Here is a 15895-nt window from a genome sequence, read left to right on the forward strand (position 1 = left end):
TAGCAATAGAGCAGAGAAAACTCTCTGCTCTATTGTTTTAATTTTATTTATTTCTTTCACTATCCTTTCCTTCTTAAAAGCGTTCACTTCTATTGAGTATTTCTTCTAGTGCTTTTGTAATGATTGGTCCTCCTTTTCTTCGATCATCCTTACCATTCATTTTTCCGATATCACCAATTCCAACTACGATTGGACCATTGCATTTGTCTACTACATCTACTGTATCTCCATATAATACTTTATCATTAGTAGGATTACCATCTTTATCCACGGCTTCATCAACAATATTTCCATAGGCATCAATACAAAAATCTGGATGTACACCATCTACATCTTTTGTGTTAGATGCTACTACTACAATTCCTAATACCTCTAAAAAAGGATGATTTATTAGCTCTTTTAATATTTTTTCACCAATCCCGATATTTTCGTTACCTTCGTCATCCACCATTACTACTACAGGGTCATTTTTCGCTTCTTCTATTAAACTAATAATTTCTTGTGCAGTAATAGGCGTTGGGTTTCCAGCAGACCTTGAGATACATCGTCCACCTATTTTTTTAACAGCTACTTCTATTGTTTTTTTCGCACACATATCTCCATCCGTAACTAATATGATTTTTCTCTTTTCTTTCATATTATACTCCTTTATGGTTTAGTTTTTGGATTGAATATAATTGCCATAAGATAACCAAATACTATAGCAGCTGTAATGCCTCCAGATGTAGCTTCCACTCCTCCAAAAAATGCACCTAATAATCCATTTTGATCTACTCCTTTAAATGCACCTTTAGCTAAACTGTACCCAAAGCCTGGCAAAGGAATAGTTGCTCCTGCTCCACCTATTTTTACCAATGGCTCATAAAGCCCTACTGCCGTCAATACAACTCCTGAAGTTACAAATATAATTAACACATGTGCAGATGTTAACTTTGTAGCATCCATTAAAAGTTGTCCTACTAAACAAATAAATCCACCTACAATAAATGCATTGAAATAACCCATGGACTTATACACCTCCTTGCTCTACAGATTACTTTCAATTGTTACTGCATGAGCAATACTTGGTATTGATTCGCCTTGGTGAAGGCTTGTAGGGGATAATAAGGCTCCTGTAGAGACCAGTAATAGTTTCCTTATTTTTTTCTCCTTCAGTAATCTATAAAGATACCCACAAAATACTACTGCTGAACATCCACACCCACTACCTCCAGCATGTGTATCTTGTTCAAAATGATTAAAAATTTCTACTCCACAATCACTAAAATTATTTTTAACATTAATACCTTCTTTGACTAGCATTTCCTTTGCAATATCCATACCTATTATACCTAAGTCTCCAGTTATGATTAAGTCATAGCTTTCTGAGGTAAAACCCGTATCTCTTAAATGTGCTTTAATTGTATCTACTGCTGCAGGTGCCATAGCTGCCCCCATATTATATGCATCAGTAATACCATAATCTATCACTTTACCTGTTGTAATATGGGTTATATTAGGGCCCCCAGAATTTTTAGTTAGCACTGCAGCACCAGCACCTGTCACTGTCCATTGAGCAGTTAGTGGTCTCTGGTTTCCTAGTTCTAATGGAAATCTAAACTGCCTTTCCGCTGCTGAAAAGTGACTGGAAGTTGCTGCTACTACATAATCTGCATAGCCACCATCAACCATCATTGCTGCTAAGCTTAAGGCTTCAGTCATTGTTGAGCAAGCGCCAAACAATCCGAAGTATGGTATTTGAAGTTCTCTTGCTGCAAAAGATGAAGCCATTAACTGATTTAATAAATCACCAGCTACGAAATAGTCTATGTCTTCTAAGTATACTTTAGCTTTTAAAACAGCTGATTTAACAGTTTCTATTGCCATCTTGCTTTCTGCTTTTTCCCAGCTTGCTTCTCCATATAAATCATCCTCTAAAACTATGTCAAAGTTTTTTGCCAGTGGCCCTTTTCCTTCCTTCGGTCCTACAATAGCATTTGCAGCAATTATTGATGGAGGATTTGTTAGCTTAATTGTCTGTATTCCAATTTTATTGTTAGCCATACTGTAATCACTCACTAACTATTATAAAAATAATAAATAATACCTACTATAACTGATGAAGTAATCCCATAAACAAGTACAGGTCCTGCTAAAATAAACATTCTAGCTGCTACACCAAAAACATAGCCTTCTCTTTTGAATTCCATTGCAGGAGCTACAATAGAATTTGCAAAACCTGTAATTGGAATAATAGAACCTGCTCCAGCTTTTTTACCTATTAGATCATAGAACCCTAAGCCTGTTAATAGTGCACCAATTAGTATCATAATAAGTATTGTTGCATTGGTAGCATCTAAATGGCTAAGATTCATGATAAGCTCAATTTTATTATGTATACATTGACCTATAACGCAAATTGCACCTCCAATACCAAAAGCCCAGATACCATTTTTCCAATAGTTTGGCTTAGGTGCTCTTTTTTCTACTAACTTCTGATATTTATCCTTTTGTTGATATTGATTATTATCCATGCTTTCACCTTATCTCATTTACTTTCTTTTTGCCCTCTAGTCTTTCTAAGTTAATCTCTAAATCCTTATTTTCTAATTCGTGTATTAATTGTTTTTCTTCAATATTTACAAACTCTAAAGGACTTCTTTGGATTTTTTTATAGTAGGTATATTTTTTTTCCATGTTAGTTTTCTCCTTTTTTCTAATGTAGAAAAAGCCAATGTAAAAATGACCCAAGGGTTTTACCTAATACTAATGAATATACTATAAAAATCACATATTCTTCTATTTGAAACCTTCTTATCACTACAGGTATTACATTCATAACCTCTGCTAGTGCAGAAGCTAAAAGTCCTATGAAAATTCCCATTAGAAACCCTGTCAAAACAATGATGATAATACCTAGTTTTATCCCTAGTGTAGTCAACGATAAAAATGCTGCTATTGTTGCACTATATATTATTATATTTTCATAGATTTTTATAGAATCATATGTTTTTGTTAATTGAGTCAATCTTGGAACAATATCCAAAAGTGTTATTAATGCAACTATGCCGCTACCAACAATAATGCCATTAGAAAAGCCTATTATTGGAACTATTAAATATTCCATTGTCATCCCTTCTATTTATAGTAATTATTGCTAGTTTTTTTTACATATTGATCTAAGCTTTCCTGATACAATTGAACTTCTACCTCTAATGGACTTGGCTCATTATTAATTTTTTTCTTAAAGATATGATTAAAGAAAACTGACATTCCTACCCCAATACCTAATGAATAAGGTATTTGCATAAGCAAAAGGTTTTCTGTTTCTTTTCCTGTAATTATACGATATATGGTTTTTTGTGTCTGAAGCATATCTACATCAGAATGAAAATTTATAATTGCAGTTGCTGCTCCTACAAATAACAATGAACAAACTATAGTAACCTTGCAAATTTTTCTAAAATGCTTATTATCATTATTTTTCATTTCTGCTGATTTAAACTCTACTAATATATCTGGTTCTCCAACTATATTTATAGTAGAGTTAGGAAATTTTCTTTTTATTATTGGAATGATTGATATAATATTTATTACATACGTGTTATTATTACCTATTGTTTTAAGATTGTATACTAAATTTTCGATTTCTACTTTTATATTGTAGTCATCTGAATATATGTTAAGAATATTTTTTAATGAGATTACATTTTGAATGTTTAATTGTACTTTTCCTTTTGATTGTATAAATATTTCAATATTTTCTATCATTTCTCTACACATCTTCCCAAGTATTTATAAAAAAAACTAAATCTGCTTTTTGAGGCTCTTCTTCTATTTTTCTTGTAGCTAAATAGTACCAAGATCCAATTGTAAGTAGTATAATACTAATAATTATCATGACTTTTTTATATCTTCTTATATAGTCCATCATAATATCATCCTCCTATTTATATTATTATCTAAAATTCCATTTTAATTCTTATGGAAAAATTACCTAGACCCTTGTATCACCAAACAGCCTTCCCTTAAAGACTCAATATTCTTATAGACAATAAAAAAAGAAGACCCTTATTTAGGTCTTCTTCATTAATTCTTTCATTGCCTGCAAAACTTTTTTTTCAATTCTTGAGACCTGTACTTGTGATATTCCTAAAGTTTTTGCTATTTCTGTTTGTGTTTTATCTTTAAAATATCTTAGTACAATTATTTGTCTTTCTCTTGCATCTAACTTAGCTAATGTATCCTGTAACAATAATCTATCAATCACATCTGTGTCATTTAATGATTCATCTTTGCTTATCTTGTCCATTAGATATATAGGCGATCCATCATCGTGGTGTATTATATCATATAAATATTCCGGATGAGCATTTGAATCTAATGCCATAACTATTTCTTCTCTGTCTAGATTTAAATCATCTGATATCTCTTGCAATGTAGCTTCTCTACCTAGCTCTTTAAATAGTCTTTCTCTCGTCATTTTTACCTTAGATGCAGTTTGTTTTAAGCTTCTTGAGACTTTAATAATACCATCATCCCTTAAAAACCTTTTGATTTCACCTATTATCATAGGGACTGCATAAGTGGAAAATTTCACATCGTAACTTGAGTCAAACTTTTTTATTGCTTTAATAAGGCCTATACATCCCAATTGAAAAAGATCCTCTTTTTCATAACCTCTATTAGCAAATCTGTTAATCATACTACGCACTAATCCAAGATTGTGGCTTACCAAAGTTTCTTGTGCCTGCATATCTCCATTTTGAGCTTTTTTAATAAGCTCCATTGTTTTTTCATGTTCTAATATCTCATTATACTCCCCAGAAAACGCTGGCATATTCATTTTATCTACCCCTTAATCTGCATCCAGGCTTTTGAACTTTTTAGTCATAATAATTTTTGTTCCCTCTCCTAATTCAGAATATACATCTACTTTATCCATAAAAGTTTCCATTACTGTAAATCCCATTCCAGATCGTTCTAGTTCAGGTTTCGATGTATATAATGGTTCTTTAGCCTTCTCTATATCTTCAATTCCTTTGCCTCTATCTTCTACTATAATTTCCAATTCGTTATCAATTATTCTACAAATTATAGTAACCATGGCATTTTTTTCTTCATAGGCATGAATAATAGCGTTAGTCACGGCTTCAGAAACCGCTGTTTTTATATCAGATATTTCTTCGATAGTAGGATCTAATTGAGCAGCAAAAGCTGCAACCACAACTCTTGCAAAAGCTTCATTTTGAGATTTGCTATGTAATTCCAACTTCATATAATTTTTGTATTCCATATTCTTACACTCCTTTACATGCATTTAAGAGCATCCTTTTCGCTTTTATATTTACTTATAATACGATATAAACCAGCTAGACTAAATATTTTATCTACTTTTTCAGACACCGCAACAACGGCTACCTTCCCCCCTAATTTATTGATATTTTTATAACGCCCTATAATTACTCCTATACCTGAACTATCCATAAAATTCATTTCTTTTAAATTAAAAATCAAGTTTTTTGCTCTTTTATTTGAAATCATTTCATCTAATTCCACCCTTATTTTTTCAGCTACATGGTGGTCTAATTCACCTTTCAGCTTTACAATAAGTGTATTATCATTAGTTTCATAGAATAATTGCAAAGTACTTCCCTCCTTATTATCTTATACTAACATCTTCGCCTCATAATAGCTTATCTCCTTCATAGAATAAACACTAGTTTTGTAACTTTGACATATAATTTGTTGAATATTGTAGGCGTATCAATGGATTTATTTATATGCTGATTAGTTTTATTTTATAGGTTTTGCTTTTAGACTTTACACATTATTTAAATATCAGCTATACTGTTATTATACATAAATAGTTAGGAGGCTATATATAATGATATTTACTGTTGGCGTGATTACTGCTAGTGATAAAGGTTCTATTGGAGAGCGTAAAGACACAAGTGGGCCTTTGATTGCTGAAATGCTACAAGATAGTGGAGGAGTATTAAAAGAATATTTGATTATTCCAGATGAACGTAATAAGATTGCTGATTCCCTTAAATACATGTGTGATGAAGCAAAGCTGGATATAGTGTTTACTACTGGAGGAACAGGTTTTTCTCCTAGAGATGTCACACCAGAAGCTACACTGGATGTAGTAGATAGATTAGCACCTGGTATCTCAGAAGCTATTCGTATGAGAAGTCTTTCTATTACCCCAAAGGCTATGTTATCTCGTGCTGTAGCTGGTATGCGAAAGGAAACCCTTATTATTAATTTGCCTGGAAGTCCTAAAGGTGTAAAGGAAAGCCTGGAAGTTATTCTGCCTGTGCTTCAGCACGGTATTGGCATTTTAAAAGGTATTGAGGGTGAATGTGGTAATCATAAAAAATAAGCACTGACATCAGTGCTTGTTTTTTATGATTCTTCATTTATATAATCACCAGATTTTCCACCAGTCTTTTTCACTAATCTGACCTCTGTAATCTTCATCCCCCTATCAACCGCTTTACACATATCATATATAGTCAGAGCTGCTACAGAAACTGCTGATAAAGCTTCTATTTCTACACCAGTTTTCCCTGTTGTTCTAACAGTGGCTTTAATATCAATTTTGCTGTTTTCTTTATCAATATTGAAATGTATGTCGGCACCTGTCAAAGTAATATTATGACACATTGGAATAAGATCACTAGTTTTTTTTGCTGCCATGATTCCTGCTACCTGAGATACGCTTAAAACATCTCCCTTGCTAATGTTTTGATCAATAATCTTGGTTAAAGTCTCTGGCATCATATAAATACTACCTCTAGCAACTGCCTCGCGATTTGTATTTAATTTATTGCCTACTTCTACCATCTTAGCCCTGCCTTCTTCATTGAAATGTGTAAATTTATCCATTGGTTCTCCTCCTTTATATCCTATAAAATTATATTTCTAATTCAATTATTTCTTCATCCATATTTTCTATTGCTTCATTTATTAATGCTTCAACATTTAATAATGTCTCAGAATATAGAATCTTTTCTAGCTTTGGTTTTGTTACTGGATGTTTAGGTAAAAATACGGTGCAGCAATCTTCAAACGGTAGTATTGAAGTTTCATAAGTATTAATTTGTTTTGCTATCTGAATGATGTCGACTTTGTCCATAGCGATTAATGGTCTAAACACAGGCAAATTAACAGCTTCATTTGTTACCTGTAGACTATTTACAGTTTGACTAGCAACCTGTCCAATACTTTCCCCTGTTATAAGAGCATCACATTTTGATTTTAATGCTATTCTTTCTGCAATTTTCATCATAAACCTTCTTGATAGAATTGTCATCTCTTCTTCTGGGCATTTTTCATTGATTTCTTTTTGGATTGGTAATAGATTAATTGAGTGTAATTTAAACTCTCCACAATAGGTAGCTAGCATTCTAGCTAAATCTATAACCTTTTCTTTTGCTCTTTCACTAGTAAATGGATAACTATGAAAATGAATAGCTTCTAGTGCAACACCTCTTTTGGCAACTAACCATCCTGCTACAGGACTATCAATCCCCCCCGACAGTAGTAATAAACCTTTTCCGTTAGTTCCCAATGGCAGTCCTCCAAAGCCATTGATTTTCTCACTGAATACAAAGGCATTATTACGTATCTCTACATTTATAGCAATGTCCGGCCTATGTACATCTACTGAAATACTATCTATGTTTTCTAGAACAAATCCTCCAATCTCCCTACTAATTTCTGGAGATTTCATTGGAAATTTTTTGTCTCCTCTTTTGCTTTCTATTTTAAAGGTTTTTATTACCTTTTTTTGAAGTTTATCTTGTAACTCTCCTAATACCACCTTTTTTATATTCTCCATATCTACAGGAAAACGTTTTGCAGGGCTAATTGAAACAACTCCAAAAACCCTTTTTATCCTTTCAATAATTTGATTTTCATTATATTCTTCTACATTCACATAGATTCTACTATGCTCCTTATAGACCTTTAGCTTGCCTAAGTCTGATAAAGCATGTCGAATATGTTTTACTAATTTATTTTCAAAATAGCTTTTATTTAATCCCTTCAACATTATTTCTCCGTAACGTATTATAATGACTTTTTCCAATCTAAACTCACCTCCTAATTATTTGTCTTAAACTATTTACATGATATTTTATTCTTTTTACAGCAAAAAAAATTTCTTCTTTTGTATTAAAGTGACTTAAGCTGATTCTGATGGCACTATCTATATGACTTCTCTTCATCTGCATTGCTTCTAAAACATGACTATAGCCTTTTCCTTTTGAAGAACATGCTGAACCAGAAGATACAAAAACACCATCCATCTCTAAGCTATGCAGCATTATTTCACTTTTTACACCTAATAAAGCAACATTAATAATATGGGGTGCATATCTATCATCCAATTTACTACTAATGATAATATCTTCTAATTCTGTTTCTATTAAATCTATTAAATAAGCTTTTAGATTATTTAAAGTTTTAATATTGTTCTCTTGATTCTCTATCAATTCTTTGACAGCTTCTCCTAAGCCAAAAATTCCTGGAACATTTTCAGTACCTGATCTTAAATTAAATTCTTGACCGCCACCTAAAAAAATAGGTGAAATTCTTGTATCTTTATTGATATATAGTGCTCCAATCCCTTTTGGACCATGAAATTTATGCCCGCTTATTGATAAGCTGTCTACCTGTAAATCCTTTACACAGTAAACTATTTTTCCTATAGATTGTACACCATCAACATGAAATCTAGCTTTAGGATTCTTTTCTTTAATTATTTCTGCTATTTCCTTTATAGGTTGTATACTACCTACCTCATTATTAACATGCATAATACTAACTAATATAGTATCATCTGATAGGCTTTCCTGTAATTGTTTTAACGATACAAAACCTTCTTGATCCACATCTAAATAAGTAATGTTATATCCACTTTTTTCTAAATCTTCATACAAACTAAGAACAGATTTATGCTCTATCTTAGATGTAATAATATGATTACCAAGCCTGTTGTTTGCTTTAACAAATCCTTTTATTGCTAGATTATTGGCCTCAGTGCCACCTGATGTAAAAACTATCTCTTTCTCATTACAACCTAATGCTTTACTTACCAATCTTCGTGTTTTTTTAATTTCTTTTTCTACTTCTATACCTTTTCTATGAAGAGAAGAAGGATTTCCATACATTTCTTTAAGAGATTTTACTACTGCTTCAATTACTTTATCAGTTGGCTTTGTGGTAGCAGCATTATCTAAATATGTTTCCATTGTCTTTCACCCTCATTTGTTTTTTACAGCTATTATCATATATAAATACAATCATTTTGTAAAGCTTTCATTTTACTACTTTTAGTGTATCCTAATAAATCAAAGGAATGCATATTGAATATAAAGTAAAAATTCTTTATTAAACATCATTTATTCAGCCTTACAAAGCACTCACTATCATAGTGATAGTGAGTGCTTTGTAAGGCTAAAATTATTAATATCCTAATGTCTCTCCAACAATATATACATGTAAATCTACAGACATTGGTTTATGATTAATAATCACTGTTACATTACACATTCTTTCATTGCTTAAACAATCATTACAGTTTCCTGTTATGCCACAGGGGACATTTAGTCCTAGTCTTTTTGCATTAGGTGGACATGCTTCTCTTTTTATTCTATCCATTGCTGTAATCAAGTCACTACAAATTTTATTGACACCGCATATAACAATGACTTTTTTAGGTCCATAAAACATGCTGCTGACTCTATTGCCTACACCATCTATATTAACTAAATCTCCTTTTTCTGTTAAAGCATTTGTACTTGTTAAGTATACTTCAGCATTTGAAGCAAGTTTACCTACTTCGTATCTCTTTTCTGGTTCTACTAACCAGTGCCAAATAACTTTTTTCTCTTTATTAACTAATTCTTCATATAAATTCATTTCCTTAATAGTCATAGAACCGCCTATTCCAATAGTAGTGTAAAGGTCAGTTTCATTTAATACTTCTTTTTTTGCCTCTTCCTTGGTGGCAAAATATTTAGTCTTTATCTTTCTTTTTTCTAGGTTATTCATTAATGTCTTTATTGTATCATTCATCAATAATCCCACCTTTAAAATTACTTTATATTAATTATATACTATATAGATAATTATTCCAAACAAAGAGATTGAAAAAATTTTTATTTTATTGATAGTTTTTATTTATTGCTAATTATTTTAAATAAATATTCATTTGCTGTTGCAGTCCATGTCGAAATTTGTTATAATCTTTCTATGGTTATCCCCCTGATAACCTCGTAAATATTATCTCTATTCCAATACCCCTTTTAAACAAATTATATGATTTTATTGTATCCGGGAATAACCCGGATTTTTTTTTATTTTAATGTAAAAAATATATCTGTTAGTATATAATTAAGAAAAGAATATCAATAATTTTATTGTTTATCCAACTTTTTTTCATGATTAATTATAGTTTTAATAAATATATAAGAATTTTTTAGGAGGTACTATATGACAAGGCCAAAAATTGCTATTATTTTTACCGGTGGAACAATCTCTATGTCTATTGATCCTAGAATTGGTGCCGCTATTCCTTCGTTATCTAATGAAGAAATAATGTCTCTTGTAACAAATATAGATAAATTTGCTGAAATTGAAACTATTAATTTTTCTAAGCTTCCAGGTCCTCATATTGATCCTTTATTAATGATGGATTTGCGTAACCTTGTGGTTGATATTATTCAAAGAGAAGACATTGAAGGGGTTGTGATAACTCATGGAACAGATACACTAGAGGAAACAGCCTATTTGCTAGACTTAACAATCAATTGTACTAAACCTATTGTTGTTGTTGGAGCTATGCGAAATAGCTCAGAACTTGGTTATGATGGCCCAAGCAACCTTGCCTCAGCGGTGTGTACTGCTATATCTCCCCACGCAAAAAATAAAGGTGTTTTAGTAGTGATGAATAATGAAGTTAACGCTGCTAGTGAGGTTACTAAAACTAACACCTTGAGTTTGGATACATTCAAATCTTTAGATTTTGGTGCTTTAGGTATTGTTGATAATGATAAAGTTATTTTTCATCGACAAATCGTTGATAGGCAGTATATACCTGCTACAACCATTGTTCCTAATGTTAATTTAATCAAATGTGTTTCCGGTATGGACTCTGCTTTACTGAAGTTTTGTGTTGATTCTGGATCTAAAGGTGTTGTTATTGAAGCTTTAGGAAGAGGTAATGTCCCTCCAAAAATGTTAGAGGGTATTCAGTATGCTCTAGAAAAGAATGTAGCAATTTTTATTGTTTCCAGATGTCCAACTGGGCGAGTGTTAGATACCTATGGGTACGAAGGCGGAGGCAGACAGTTAAGAATTTTAGGAGCTATTCTAGGTGGAGATTTACCTGGCCAAAAAGCACGTATTAAATTAATGCTGGCACTAAGCATATCTTCTGACTTAGAAACCTTAAGAAGTCTTTTAGAAAATAATCAGTATCAGTAATAGTAAGGCTGTCTTTACATAATTTTGAGATATACTTTATTGCTATTCTTAGTTAATAAAGTATATTTTTATGTAAAAATTTTGCAGGAATTATTAGAATTTTATAGAAATTCTAATAGCATTAGGTTAATTGCAATTATTTAGTTTTTTTGTTACATTTTTCATGTAATCTCATTGTTTTCATATCAATATAAGGAGGGCTTTTTATTTTAAAACACATTGAACCTTTAGTAAACCTCATTCCAATAGGGATCATTGTCTTTGATAGCCACGATAATGTTTACTTTAAAAATAGAAAGGCAATAGATTTTTTAGAGGATTATGTTAGACTTAATAAAAATACTAATCCTATTAATGATTTTATAAGGCTTGCAGAAAAGGAGCAGATTAGCAAGCTTTCTCTAAACATGTCAAAGGAATATATGTTAAATTCATTTGTATTAGAAAGACAAGGTAATAAGATTATCTATGGCATAGTTGTATATGACTGCGAGAAAATATGTAGCTTTATATCTAATGTGAATTTTCAAGATGCTAAATTAATATTAGACTCTGTTCAAGAAGCTATCACTATTGATGATGAAAATGGAAATACAGTTTGGGTTAATAGAGCATGCGAGCAGTTATATGAAATTAAGCGAGAGGATTTAATAGGAAAAAATATTGATACCCTTGAAAAAATGGGCGTATTTTCCCACTCCGTTGCCAAAGAAGTATTTAGAAAAAATCAACAGGTTTCTATTTTACATAATAACAAAAAAGGGAAGAGAATTTTAACAACTGGTACACCTATTTTAGATAATGATGGTACTATAAAGCAAGTGATTAGTACTTCTAGGGATATTACAGAATTAATTGTTTTAAAAAATGATTTAGAGGATATACAAAACGAACTTGAAGAGTTAAAAGAAAGGCAACAAGTTATCTTCAATGATTTTATCATAGAAAGTCAAGAAATGAAAAATATTTTACAGCTAGCGAAACGCCTATCTCAGGTTGACTCGACAGTATTAATAACTGGGGATTCAGGGGTGGGTAAAGGAGAAATAGCTAAGTACATACATCAATGTGGCTCTAGAAAAAAGCATTCTTTAATTAAAGTAAATTGTGGAGCAATTCCTGAATCCTTGTTAGAGTCAGAGTTATTTGGCTATGAGTATGGTGCTTTTACCGGATCAAAAAAACAAGGTAAGGTAGGACTTTTTGAATTGGCTCATAAGGGTACTATATTTTTAGACGAGATTGGGGAACTTCCCCTAAATCTGCAAGTGAAAATATTGCAGGTTATTCAAGATAAAGAAATCCAAAGAGTTGGAGGCTTAACTTCTATCCCTGTTGATGTAAGAATAATCGCAGCAACAAACAAAGACTTGCAAAATATGGTAGTAGAAAAGAAGTTTAGAGAAGATTTATTTTATCGACTAAATGTTGTACCTATTCATATTCCACCACTAAGAGAAAGACCTGAAGATATTTTTCCTTTAATACGCCATTTTCTACGTAAATATAATAAAAAGTTTAATATGGCAAAAAGATTAGATTCTAATAGTGTAGCTATTTTAATGAAATATCCATGGCCTGGAAATGTCAGAGAATTGGAGAATATTATTGAAAGAGCAATTATTACTACACGCCAGGATCTAATTATACCTCAAAACCTGCCAAACTACATTTTAAATGTAGGGGACGGTTCATCTGATATTGTTTTTCCTTCAACAACTAGAAATCTTAAGGATACTCTAGAAGAAATTGAAAAACAAATTATTCATAAGGCAGTAATTAAATATAAAACTACAAGAGAAGTGGCTAAAGCATTAGGTGTAAGTCAACCAACTATAGTAAGAAAAATGAATAAATTCAAAATAACTGACGGTGATTTTAATGACTCCAATAATAATGCCGATTCGTAATAGTTCATAATATTGATAGTTTCTTAGCTTAATAAAATCCTCGCCATAAGAAACTCTATATAGCGAGGTTTTTAAGAACATAGCTATTCATAACTAAAAGCACTTATGATAGATTTTCTCTCATCTTGAGTTGTTTAAAAAAGGATGTAAATATATAATCAACTTCTTCATTATGTGCTGCATATTCTTTATGGGTTCTTAAACGGCTCCAAGAAGCATTCATATAGTGTATTGCACTATTAAAATCGCTATTTTTATACATTAAATAGGCATAATTTTTTACTAAAATTGCAGAGGTTATTATATCCGTTTCTATTTCTAACATGTTTTCATAAATTCCTATGGCTTCACTAATTTTATTCTCTTCTAAATATTGAAGCACCAGTATTTCACCGATATGTAGTTTTTCTTCTGCATTTTTTGTATCATAAAAAACACTTTCTGCAATCTCGATAAACTGATCTTTAGAAATGTATTTACTAGCTATTTTTAAAAATAAGTACAAGTCATTAACTTCTTTGCTGTCTATTGTATAATAATGGTTTATAGCTTCTATAATAAGTTCTTCTTTTCTTTCTAAAACCAAGTTTTTGTCCCAAATTAATAAATAATAATTAACTCCTATTACATTATAATAGTCTTTATTTTTAAGTTCCCAAAGTGTCTCCAAAGGACTTATATCATATAAATGTTCTTCATTATATGGTATATATCCTATAAAATCTAAATATTCTAATGATGTAATAGCATTGATGAATCTCTGATTTAGATCTGTTTGTTCTAAATCAGTATCATTTATTTGGAATAATGGGGAATCTAACATACTAATGCTTTCTTTAATAGAAGTAATCTTTAGTTGGTTTATACGAAGATATTCTAAGTCATCATATATTTTTCTGCCCAATACTGAAGCTTCTGCCCTTGTAATTTTATTATTTAGTCTTAGAGAATTATCATTGTAACCTTTTATGATATTATTCTGGACAAGTTCATTGATCTCAGTATAATATTTCGTGTTTAGTGGTAAATCTTTATATGTAGATATGTAATTAGTTACTAAAGGAGGTGTGGTAATAGCTCTGGCTAAAAGAGCTGCTTCATATCTAGTAATTTCTCTACCTAAATTAAAAATATTGCCTGAGAAAATTTCATCAAATTTAATCTCCGTGGTAGAGTGATTGTCAATGTACTCTTTTAATGAAAAGATGTTGGCGTACCTCTTATAATCTAGGGCTATATCTGAATAGGTATCGTTTTCTTTTTTTATGATCGTTCCATTGTATTTATTCTGAATATGTATAATTTTATTGATTAAACTTATAAACTCCCCTCTAGTCACATATTCATCAGGTCTAAATGTTCCATCATGATATCCTTGTAAAGCATTAATCTCGTTGCTGACCCAGTATATGTAGTCATTTCCCCAATGATTTTTAGTATCCGAATAATCTAATCCGTAGGAATAACTAGTTAGTAAGACACATGTTAATAAAAATATTATTATTTTATTCTTCATAAATATATCCCCCCTATTTCATAACATATTTTAGTATAGTCATATTGTTTATTATCTCTTACTTACCTATTATATAGTCTTTATATCCATGCTTCAGCATAACAAGCATCTTATTGTCATTAATCAAAAAAACTAGCACTTTTGTACTAGTTTTTAGGTTATGGTGCCCAGAGGCGGAATCGAACCACCGACACGGGGATTTTCAGTCCCCTGCTCTACCGACTGAGCTATCTGGGCATATCTTATGGTGGGCTCAAGTGGACTCGAACCACCGACCTCACGCTTATCAGGCGTGCGCTCTAACCTGCTGAGCTATGAGCCCTCATAGTAATATCAAATTTGTAATGGTCCGGGTGGAGAGATTCGAACTCCCGACCCCATGGTCCCAAACCATGTGCGCTACCAAACTGCGCTACACCCGGAAAATGGCAGGGGCGATAGGATTTGAACCCACGACATCCGGTTTTGGAGACCGACGTTCTACCAACTGAACTACACCCCTACTACTATTGCTTATTTAATTGAAATATGGTGGGCCTTCAGGGATTCGAACCCCGGACCTGCCGGTTATGAGCCGGACGCTCTAACCAACTGAGCTAAAGGCCCCTATTATTTAAGTTTATTAATGGTCCGGGTGGAGAGATTCGAACTCCCGACCCCATGGTCCCAAACCATGTGCGCTACCAAACTGCGCTACACCCGGAAAATGGCGGAGAAGGCGGGATTCGAACCCGCGCGCCGCTTACACGACCTAACGGTTTAGCAAACCGTCCTCTTGAGCCTACTTGAGTACTTCTCCTAATTCTATAAACTTAATTAATTGGCGGAGAGGGTGGGATTCGAACCCACGGCCCCTTTCGGAGTCACTGGTTTTCAAGACCAGCTCCTTAAACCGCTCGGACACCTCTCCATAAATGGTGACCCATCCGCGACTCGAACGCGGGACACCCTGATTAAAAGTCAGGTGCTCTACCGACTGAGCTAATGGGTC

19 protein-coding genes and 9 tRNA genes are annotated in these 15895 nt (G+C 32.2%); 3 read left to right on the forward strand and 25 right to left on the reverse strand.

The window, feature by feature from the left end; genetic code table 11:
• Window positions 1-73: 73 nt before the first annotated feature.
• The 11 genes from BMX10_RS02610 to spoIIAA all read right to left on the reverse strand — a co-directional run bounded on the left by BMX10_RS02610 (window position 74) and on the right by spoIIAA (window position 5625).
• Window positions 74-637, reverse strand: coding sequence for a stage V sporulation protein SpoVABEA (locus BMX10_RS02610; protein ID WP_090438817.1), 564 nt, complete (start codon window positions 635-637; stop codon window positions 74-76).
• 11 nt (window positions 638-648) lie between these two features.
• The gene (gene spoVAE, locus BMX10_RS02615) at window positions 649-1005 is read right to left on the reverse strand and encodes a stage V sporulation protein AE (protein ID WP_090438820.1); all 357 of its coding nucleotides are present in this window, start codon (window positions 1003-1005) and stop codon (window positions 649-651) included.
• Between the two features lie 21 nt (window positions 1006-1026).
• A complete protein-coding gene (gene spoVAD, locus BMX10_RS02620; RefSeq protein ID WP_090438823.1) occupies window positions 1027-2043 on the reverse strand; it encodes a stage V sporulation protein AD in 1017 nt (338 codons plus the stop codon).
• A 14-nt stretch (window positions 2044-2057) separates the two neighbouring features.
• On the reverse strand, window positions 2058-2513 hold the full coding sequence (spoVAC, locus tag BMX10_RS02625) for a stage V sporulation protein AC (protein WP_090438826.1): 456 nt from the start codon (window positions 2511-2513) through the stop codon (window positions 2058-2060).
• Window positions 2514-2517: 4 nt separating this feature from the next.
• Complete coding sequence (locus BMX10_RS17895; protein ID WP_170834646.1) at window positions 2518-2676, reverse strand: hypothetical protein; 159 nt, start codon at window positions 2674-2676, stop codon at window positions 2518-2520.
• A gap of 19 nt (window positions 2677-2695) precedes the next feature.
• Window positions 2696-3106: a stage V sporulation protein AB gene (locus BMX10_RS02630; protein WP_090438829.1), complete on the reverse strand. Its 411-nt coding sequence runs from the start codon at window positions 3104-3106 to the stop codon at window positions 2696-2698.
• Window positions 3107-3117: 11 nt separating this feature from the next.
• On the reverse strand, window positions 3118-3750 hold the full coding sequence (locus BMX10_RS02635) for a stage V sporulation protein AA (RefSeq protein WP_090438832.1): 633 nt from the start codon (window positions 3748-3750) through the stop codon (window positions 3118-3120).
• Between the two features lie 4 nt (window positions 3751-3754).
• On the reverse strand, window positions 3755-3913 hold the full coding sequence (locus BMX10_RS17900; protein WP_170834647.1) for a hypothetical protein: 159 nt from the start codon (window positions 3911-3913) through the stop codon (window positions 3755-3757).
• Between the two features lie 141 nt (window positions 3914-4054).
• Window positions 4055-4825, reverse strand: coding sequence for an RNA polymerase sporulation sigma factor SigF (gene sigF / locus BMX10_RS02640; RefSeq protein ID WP_090438836.1), 771 nt, complete (start codon window positions 4823-4825; stop codon window positions 4055-4057).
• A gap of 12 nt (window positions 4826-4837) precedes the next feature.
• Window positions 4838-5275, reverse strand: a complete 438-nt coding sequence (spoIIAB, locus tag BMX10_RS02645) for an anti-sigma F factor (protein ID WP_090438983.1) — start codon at window positions 5273-5275, stop codon at window positions 4838-4840.
• Window positions 5276-5289: 14 nt separating this feature from the next.
• Window positions 5290-5625: an anti-sigma F factor antagonist gene (spoIIAA, locus tag BMX10_RS02650; RefSeq protein ID WP_090438839.1), complete on the reverse strand. Its 336-nt coding sequence runs from the start codon at window positions 5623-5625 to the stop codon at window positions 5290-5292.
• 241 nt (window positions 5626-5866) lie between these two features.
• Here spoIIAA and BMX10_RS02655 point away from each other — a divergent pair, with 241 nt between their 5' ends.
• The gene (locus BMX10_RS02655; protein WP_330387784.1) at window positions 5867-6367 is read left to right on the forward strand and encodes a MogA/MoaB family molybdenum cofactor biosynthesis protein; all 501 of its coding nucleotides are present in this window, start codon (window positions 5867-5869) and stop codon (window positions 6365-6367) included.
• Between the two features lie 23 nt (window positions 6368-6390).
• Here the strand turns inward: BMX10_RS02655 and moaC are convergent, their stop codons facing one another.
• The 4 genes from moaC to BMX10_RS02675 all read right to left on the reverse strand — a co-directional run bounded on the left by moaC (window position 6391) and on the right by BMX10_RS02675 (window position 10068).
• Entirely contained in the window at window positions 6391-6873 is a 483-nt protein-coding gene (gene moaC / locus BMX10_RS02660) for a cyclic pyranopterin monophosphate synthase MoaC (protein ID WP_090438842.1), read from the reverse strand.
• 28 nt (window positions 6874-6901) lie between these two features.
• Entirely contained in the window at window positions 6902-8077 is a 1176-nt protein-coding gene (gene thiI, locus BMX10_RS02665) for a tRNA uracil 4-sulfurtransferase ThiI (protein WP_090438844.1), read from the reverse strand.
• A 7-nt stretch (window positions 8078-8084) separates the two neighbouring features.
• Entirely contained in the window at window positions 8085-9242 is a 1158-nt protein-coding gene (locus BMX10_RS02670) for a cysteine desulfurase family protein (protein WP_090438848.1), read from the reverse strand.
• 214 nt (window positions 9243-9456) lie between these two features.
• Complete coding sequence (locus BMX10_RS02675) at window positions 9457-10068, reverse strand: lactate utilization protein (protein WP_090438851.1); 612 nt, start codon at window positions 10066-10068, stop codon at window positions 9457-9459.
• A 417-nt stretch (window positions 10069-10485) separates the two neighbouring features.
• Between BMX10_RS02675 and BMX10_RS02680 the strand changes: the two genes are divergently transcribed.
• Together BMX10_RS02680 and BMX10_RS02685 are read left to right on the forward strand one after the other, a co-directional pair.
• On the forward strand, window positions 10486-11478 hold the full coding sequence (locus tag BMX10_RS02680; RefSeq protein WP_090438854.1) for an asparaginase: 993 nt from the start codon (window positions 10486-10488) through the stop codon (window positions 11476-11478).
• Window positions 11479-11885: 407 nt separating this feature from the next.
• Entirely contained in the window at window positions 11886-13388 is a 1503-nt protein-coding gene (locus BMX10_RS02685) for a sigma-54 interaction domain-containing protein (RefSeq protein WP_090438857.1), read from the forward strand.
• Window positions 13389-13491: 103 nt separating this feature from the next.
• On the opposite strand, the gene BMX10_RS02690 is transcribed toward BMX10_RS02685, so the two are convergent.
• From BMX10_RS02690 to BMX10_RS02735, 10 genes are all read right to left on the reverse strand, one after another.
• On the reverse strand, window positions 13492-14904 hold the full coding sequence (locus BMX10_RS02690; RefSeq protein ID WP_090438860.1) for an S-layer homology domain-containing protein: 1413 nt from the start codon (window positions 14902-14904) through the stop codon (window positions 13492-13494).
• Between the two features lie 161 nt (window positions 14905-15065).
• Window positions 15066-15141: transfer RNA gene (locus BMX10_RS02695), tRNA-Phe, on the reverse strand.
• Between the two features lie 8 nt (window positions 15142-15149).
• Window positions 15150-15226: transfer RNA gene (locus BMX10_RS02700), tRNA-Ile, on the reverse strand.
• A gap of 23 nt (window positions 15227-15249) precedes the next feature.
• Window positions 15250-15326, reverse strand: a tRNA-Pro gene (locus BMX10_RS02705).
• A gap of 4 nt (window positions 15327-15330) precedes the next feature.
• Window positions 15331-15406: transfer RNA gene (locus BMX10_RS02710), tRNA-Trp, on the reverse strand.
• A gap of 27 nt (window positions 15407-15433) precedes the next feature.
• A tRNA-Ile gene (locus tag BMX10_RS02715) sits at window positions 15434-15510 on the reverse strand.
• 20 nt (window positions 15511-15530) lie between these two features.
• A tRNA-Pro gene (locus BMX10_RS02720) sits at window positions 15531-15607 on the reverse strand.
• 4 nt (window positions 15608-15611) lie between these two features.
• A tRNA-Ser gene (locus BMX10_RS02725) sits at window positions 15612-15703 on the reverse strand.
• Window positions 15704-15725: 22 nt separating this feature from the next.
• Window positions 15726-15814, reverse strand: a tRNA-Ser gene (locus tag BMX10_RS02730).
• A gap of 5 nt (window positions 15815-15819) precedes the next feature.
• Window positions 15820-15895: transfer RNA gene (locus BMX10_RS02735), tRNA-Lys, on the reverse strand.

The sequence above is a fragment of the Natronincola peptidivorans genome, assembly GCF_900111615.1.
Lineage (GTDB): Bacteria > Bacillota > Clostridia > Peptostreptococcales > Natronincolaceae > Natronincola_A > Natronincola_A peptidivorans.

Excerpts from the sequence above, each read along its gene's own strand:
- BMX10_RS02635 (WP_090438832.1), bottom strand. The coding sequence starts at position 3,750 with ATGATAGAAAATATTGAAATATTTATACAATCAAAAGGAAAAGTACAA.
- spoVAD (WP_090438823.1), bottom strand. The coding sequence starts at position 2,043 with ATGGCTAACAATAAAATTGGAATACAGACAATTAAGCTAACAAATCCT.
- moaC (WP_090438842.1), bottom strand. The coding sequence starts at position 6,873 with ATGGATAAATTTACACATTTCAATGAAGAAGGCAGGGCTAAGATGGTA.
- BMX10_RS02675 (WP_090438851.1), bottom strand. The coding sequence starts at position 10,068 with ATGAATGATACAATAAAGACATTAATGAATAACCTAGAAAAAAGAAAG.
- spoVAE (WP_090438820.1), bottom strand. The coding sequence starts at position 1,005 with ATGGGTTATTTCAATGCATTTATTGTAGGTGGATTTATTTGTTTAGTA.
- BMX10_RS02680 (WP_090438854.1), top strand. The coding sequence starts at position 10,486 with ATGACAAGGCCAAAAATTGCTATTATTTTTACCGGTGGAACAATCTCT.
- spoIIAB (WP_090438983.1), bottom strand. The coding sequence starts at position 5,275 with ATGGAATACAAAAATTATATGAAGTTGGAATTACATAGCAAATCTCAA.
- BMX10_RS17900 (WP_170834647.1), bottom strand. The coding sequence starts at position 3,913 with ATGATGGACTATATAAGAAGATATAAAAAAGTCATGATAATTATTAGT.
- BMX10_RS17895 (WP_170834646.1), bottom strand. The coding sequence starts at position 2,676 with ATGGAAAAAAAATATACCTACTATAAAAAAATCCAAAGAAGTCCTTTA.
- BMX10_RS02690 (WP_090438860.1), bottom strand. The coding sequence starts at position 14,904 with ATGAAGAATAAAATAATAATATTTTTATTAACATGTGTCTTACTAACT.
- BMX10_RS02685 (WP_090438857.1), top strand. The coding sequence starts at position 11,886 with ATGTCAAAGGAATATATGTTAAATTCATTTGTATTAGAAAGACAAGGT.
- spoVAC (WP_090438826.1), bottom strand. The coding sequence starts at position 2,513 with ATGGATAATAATCAATATCAACAAAAGGATAAATATCAGAAGTTAGTA.
- BMX10_RS02630 (WP_090438829.1), bottom strand. The coding sequence starts at position 3,106 with ATGGAATATTTAATAGTTCCAATAATAGGCTTTTCTAATGGCATTATT.
- BMX10_RS02610 (WP_090438817.1), bottom strand. The coding sequence starts at position 637 with ATGAAAGAAAAGAGAAAAATCATATTAGTTACGGATGGAGATATGTGT.
- BMX10_RS02655 (WP_330387784.1), top strand. The coding sequence starts at position 5,867 with ATGATATTTACTGTTGGCGTGATTACTGCTAGTGATAAAGGTTCTATT.
- sigF (WP_090438836.1), bottom strand. The coding sequence starts at position 4,825 with ATGAATATGCCAGCGTTTTCTGGGGAGTATAATGAGATATTAGAACAT.
- BMX10_RS02670 (WP_090438848.1), bottom strand. The coding sequence starts at position 9,242 with ATGGAAACATATTTAGATAATGCTGCTACCACAAAGCCAACTGATAAA.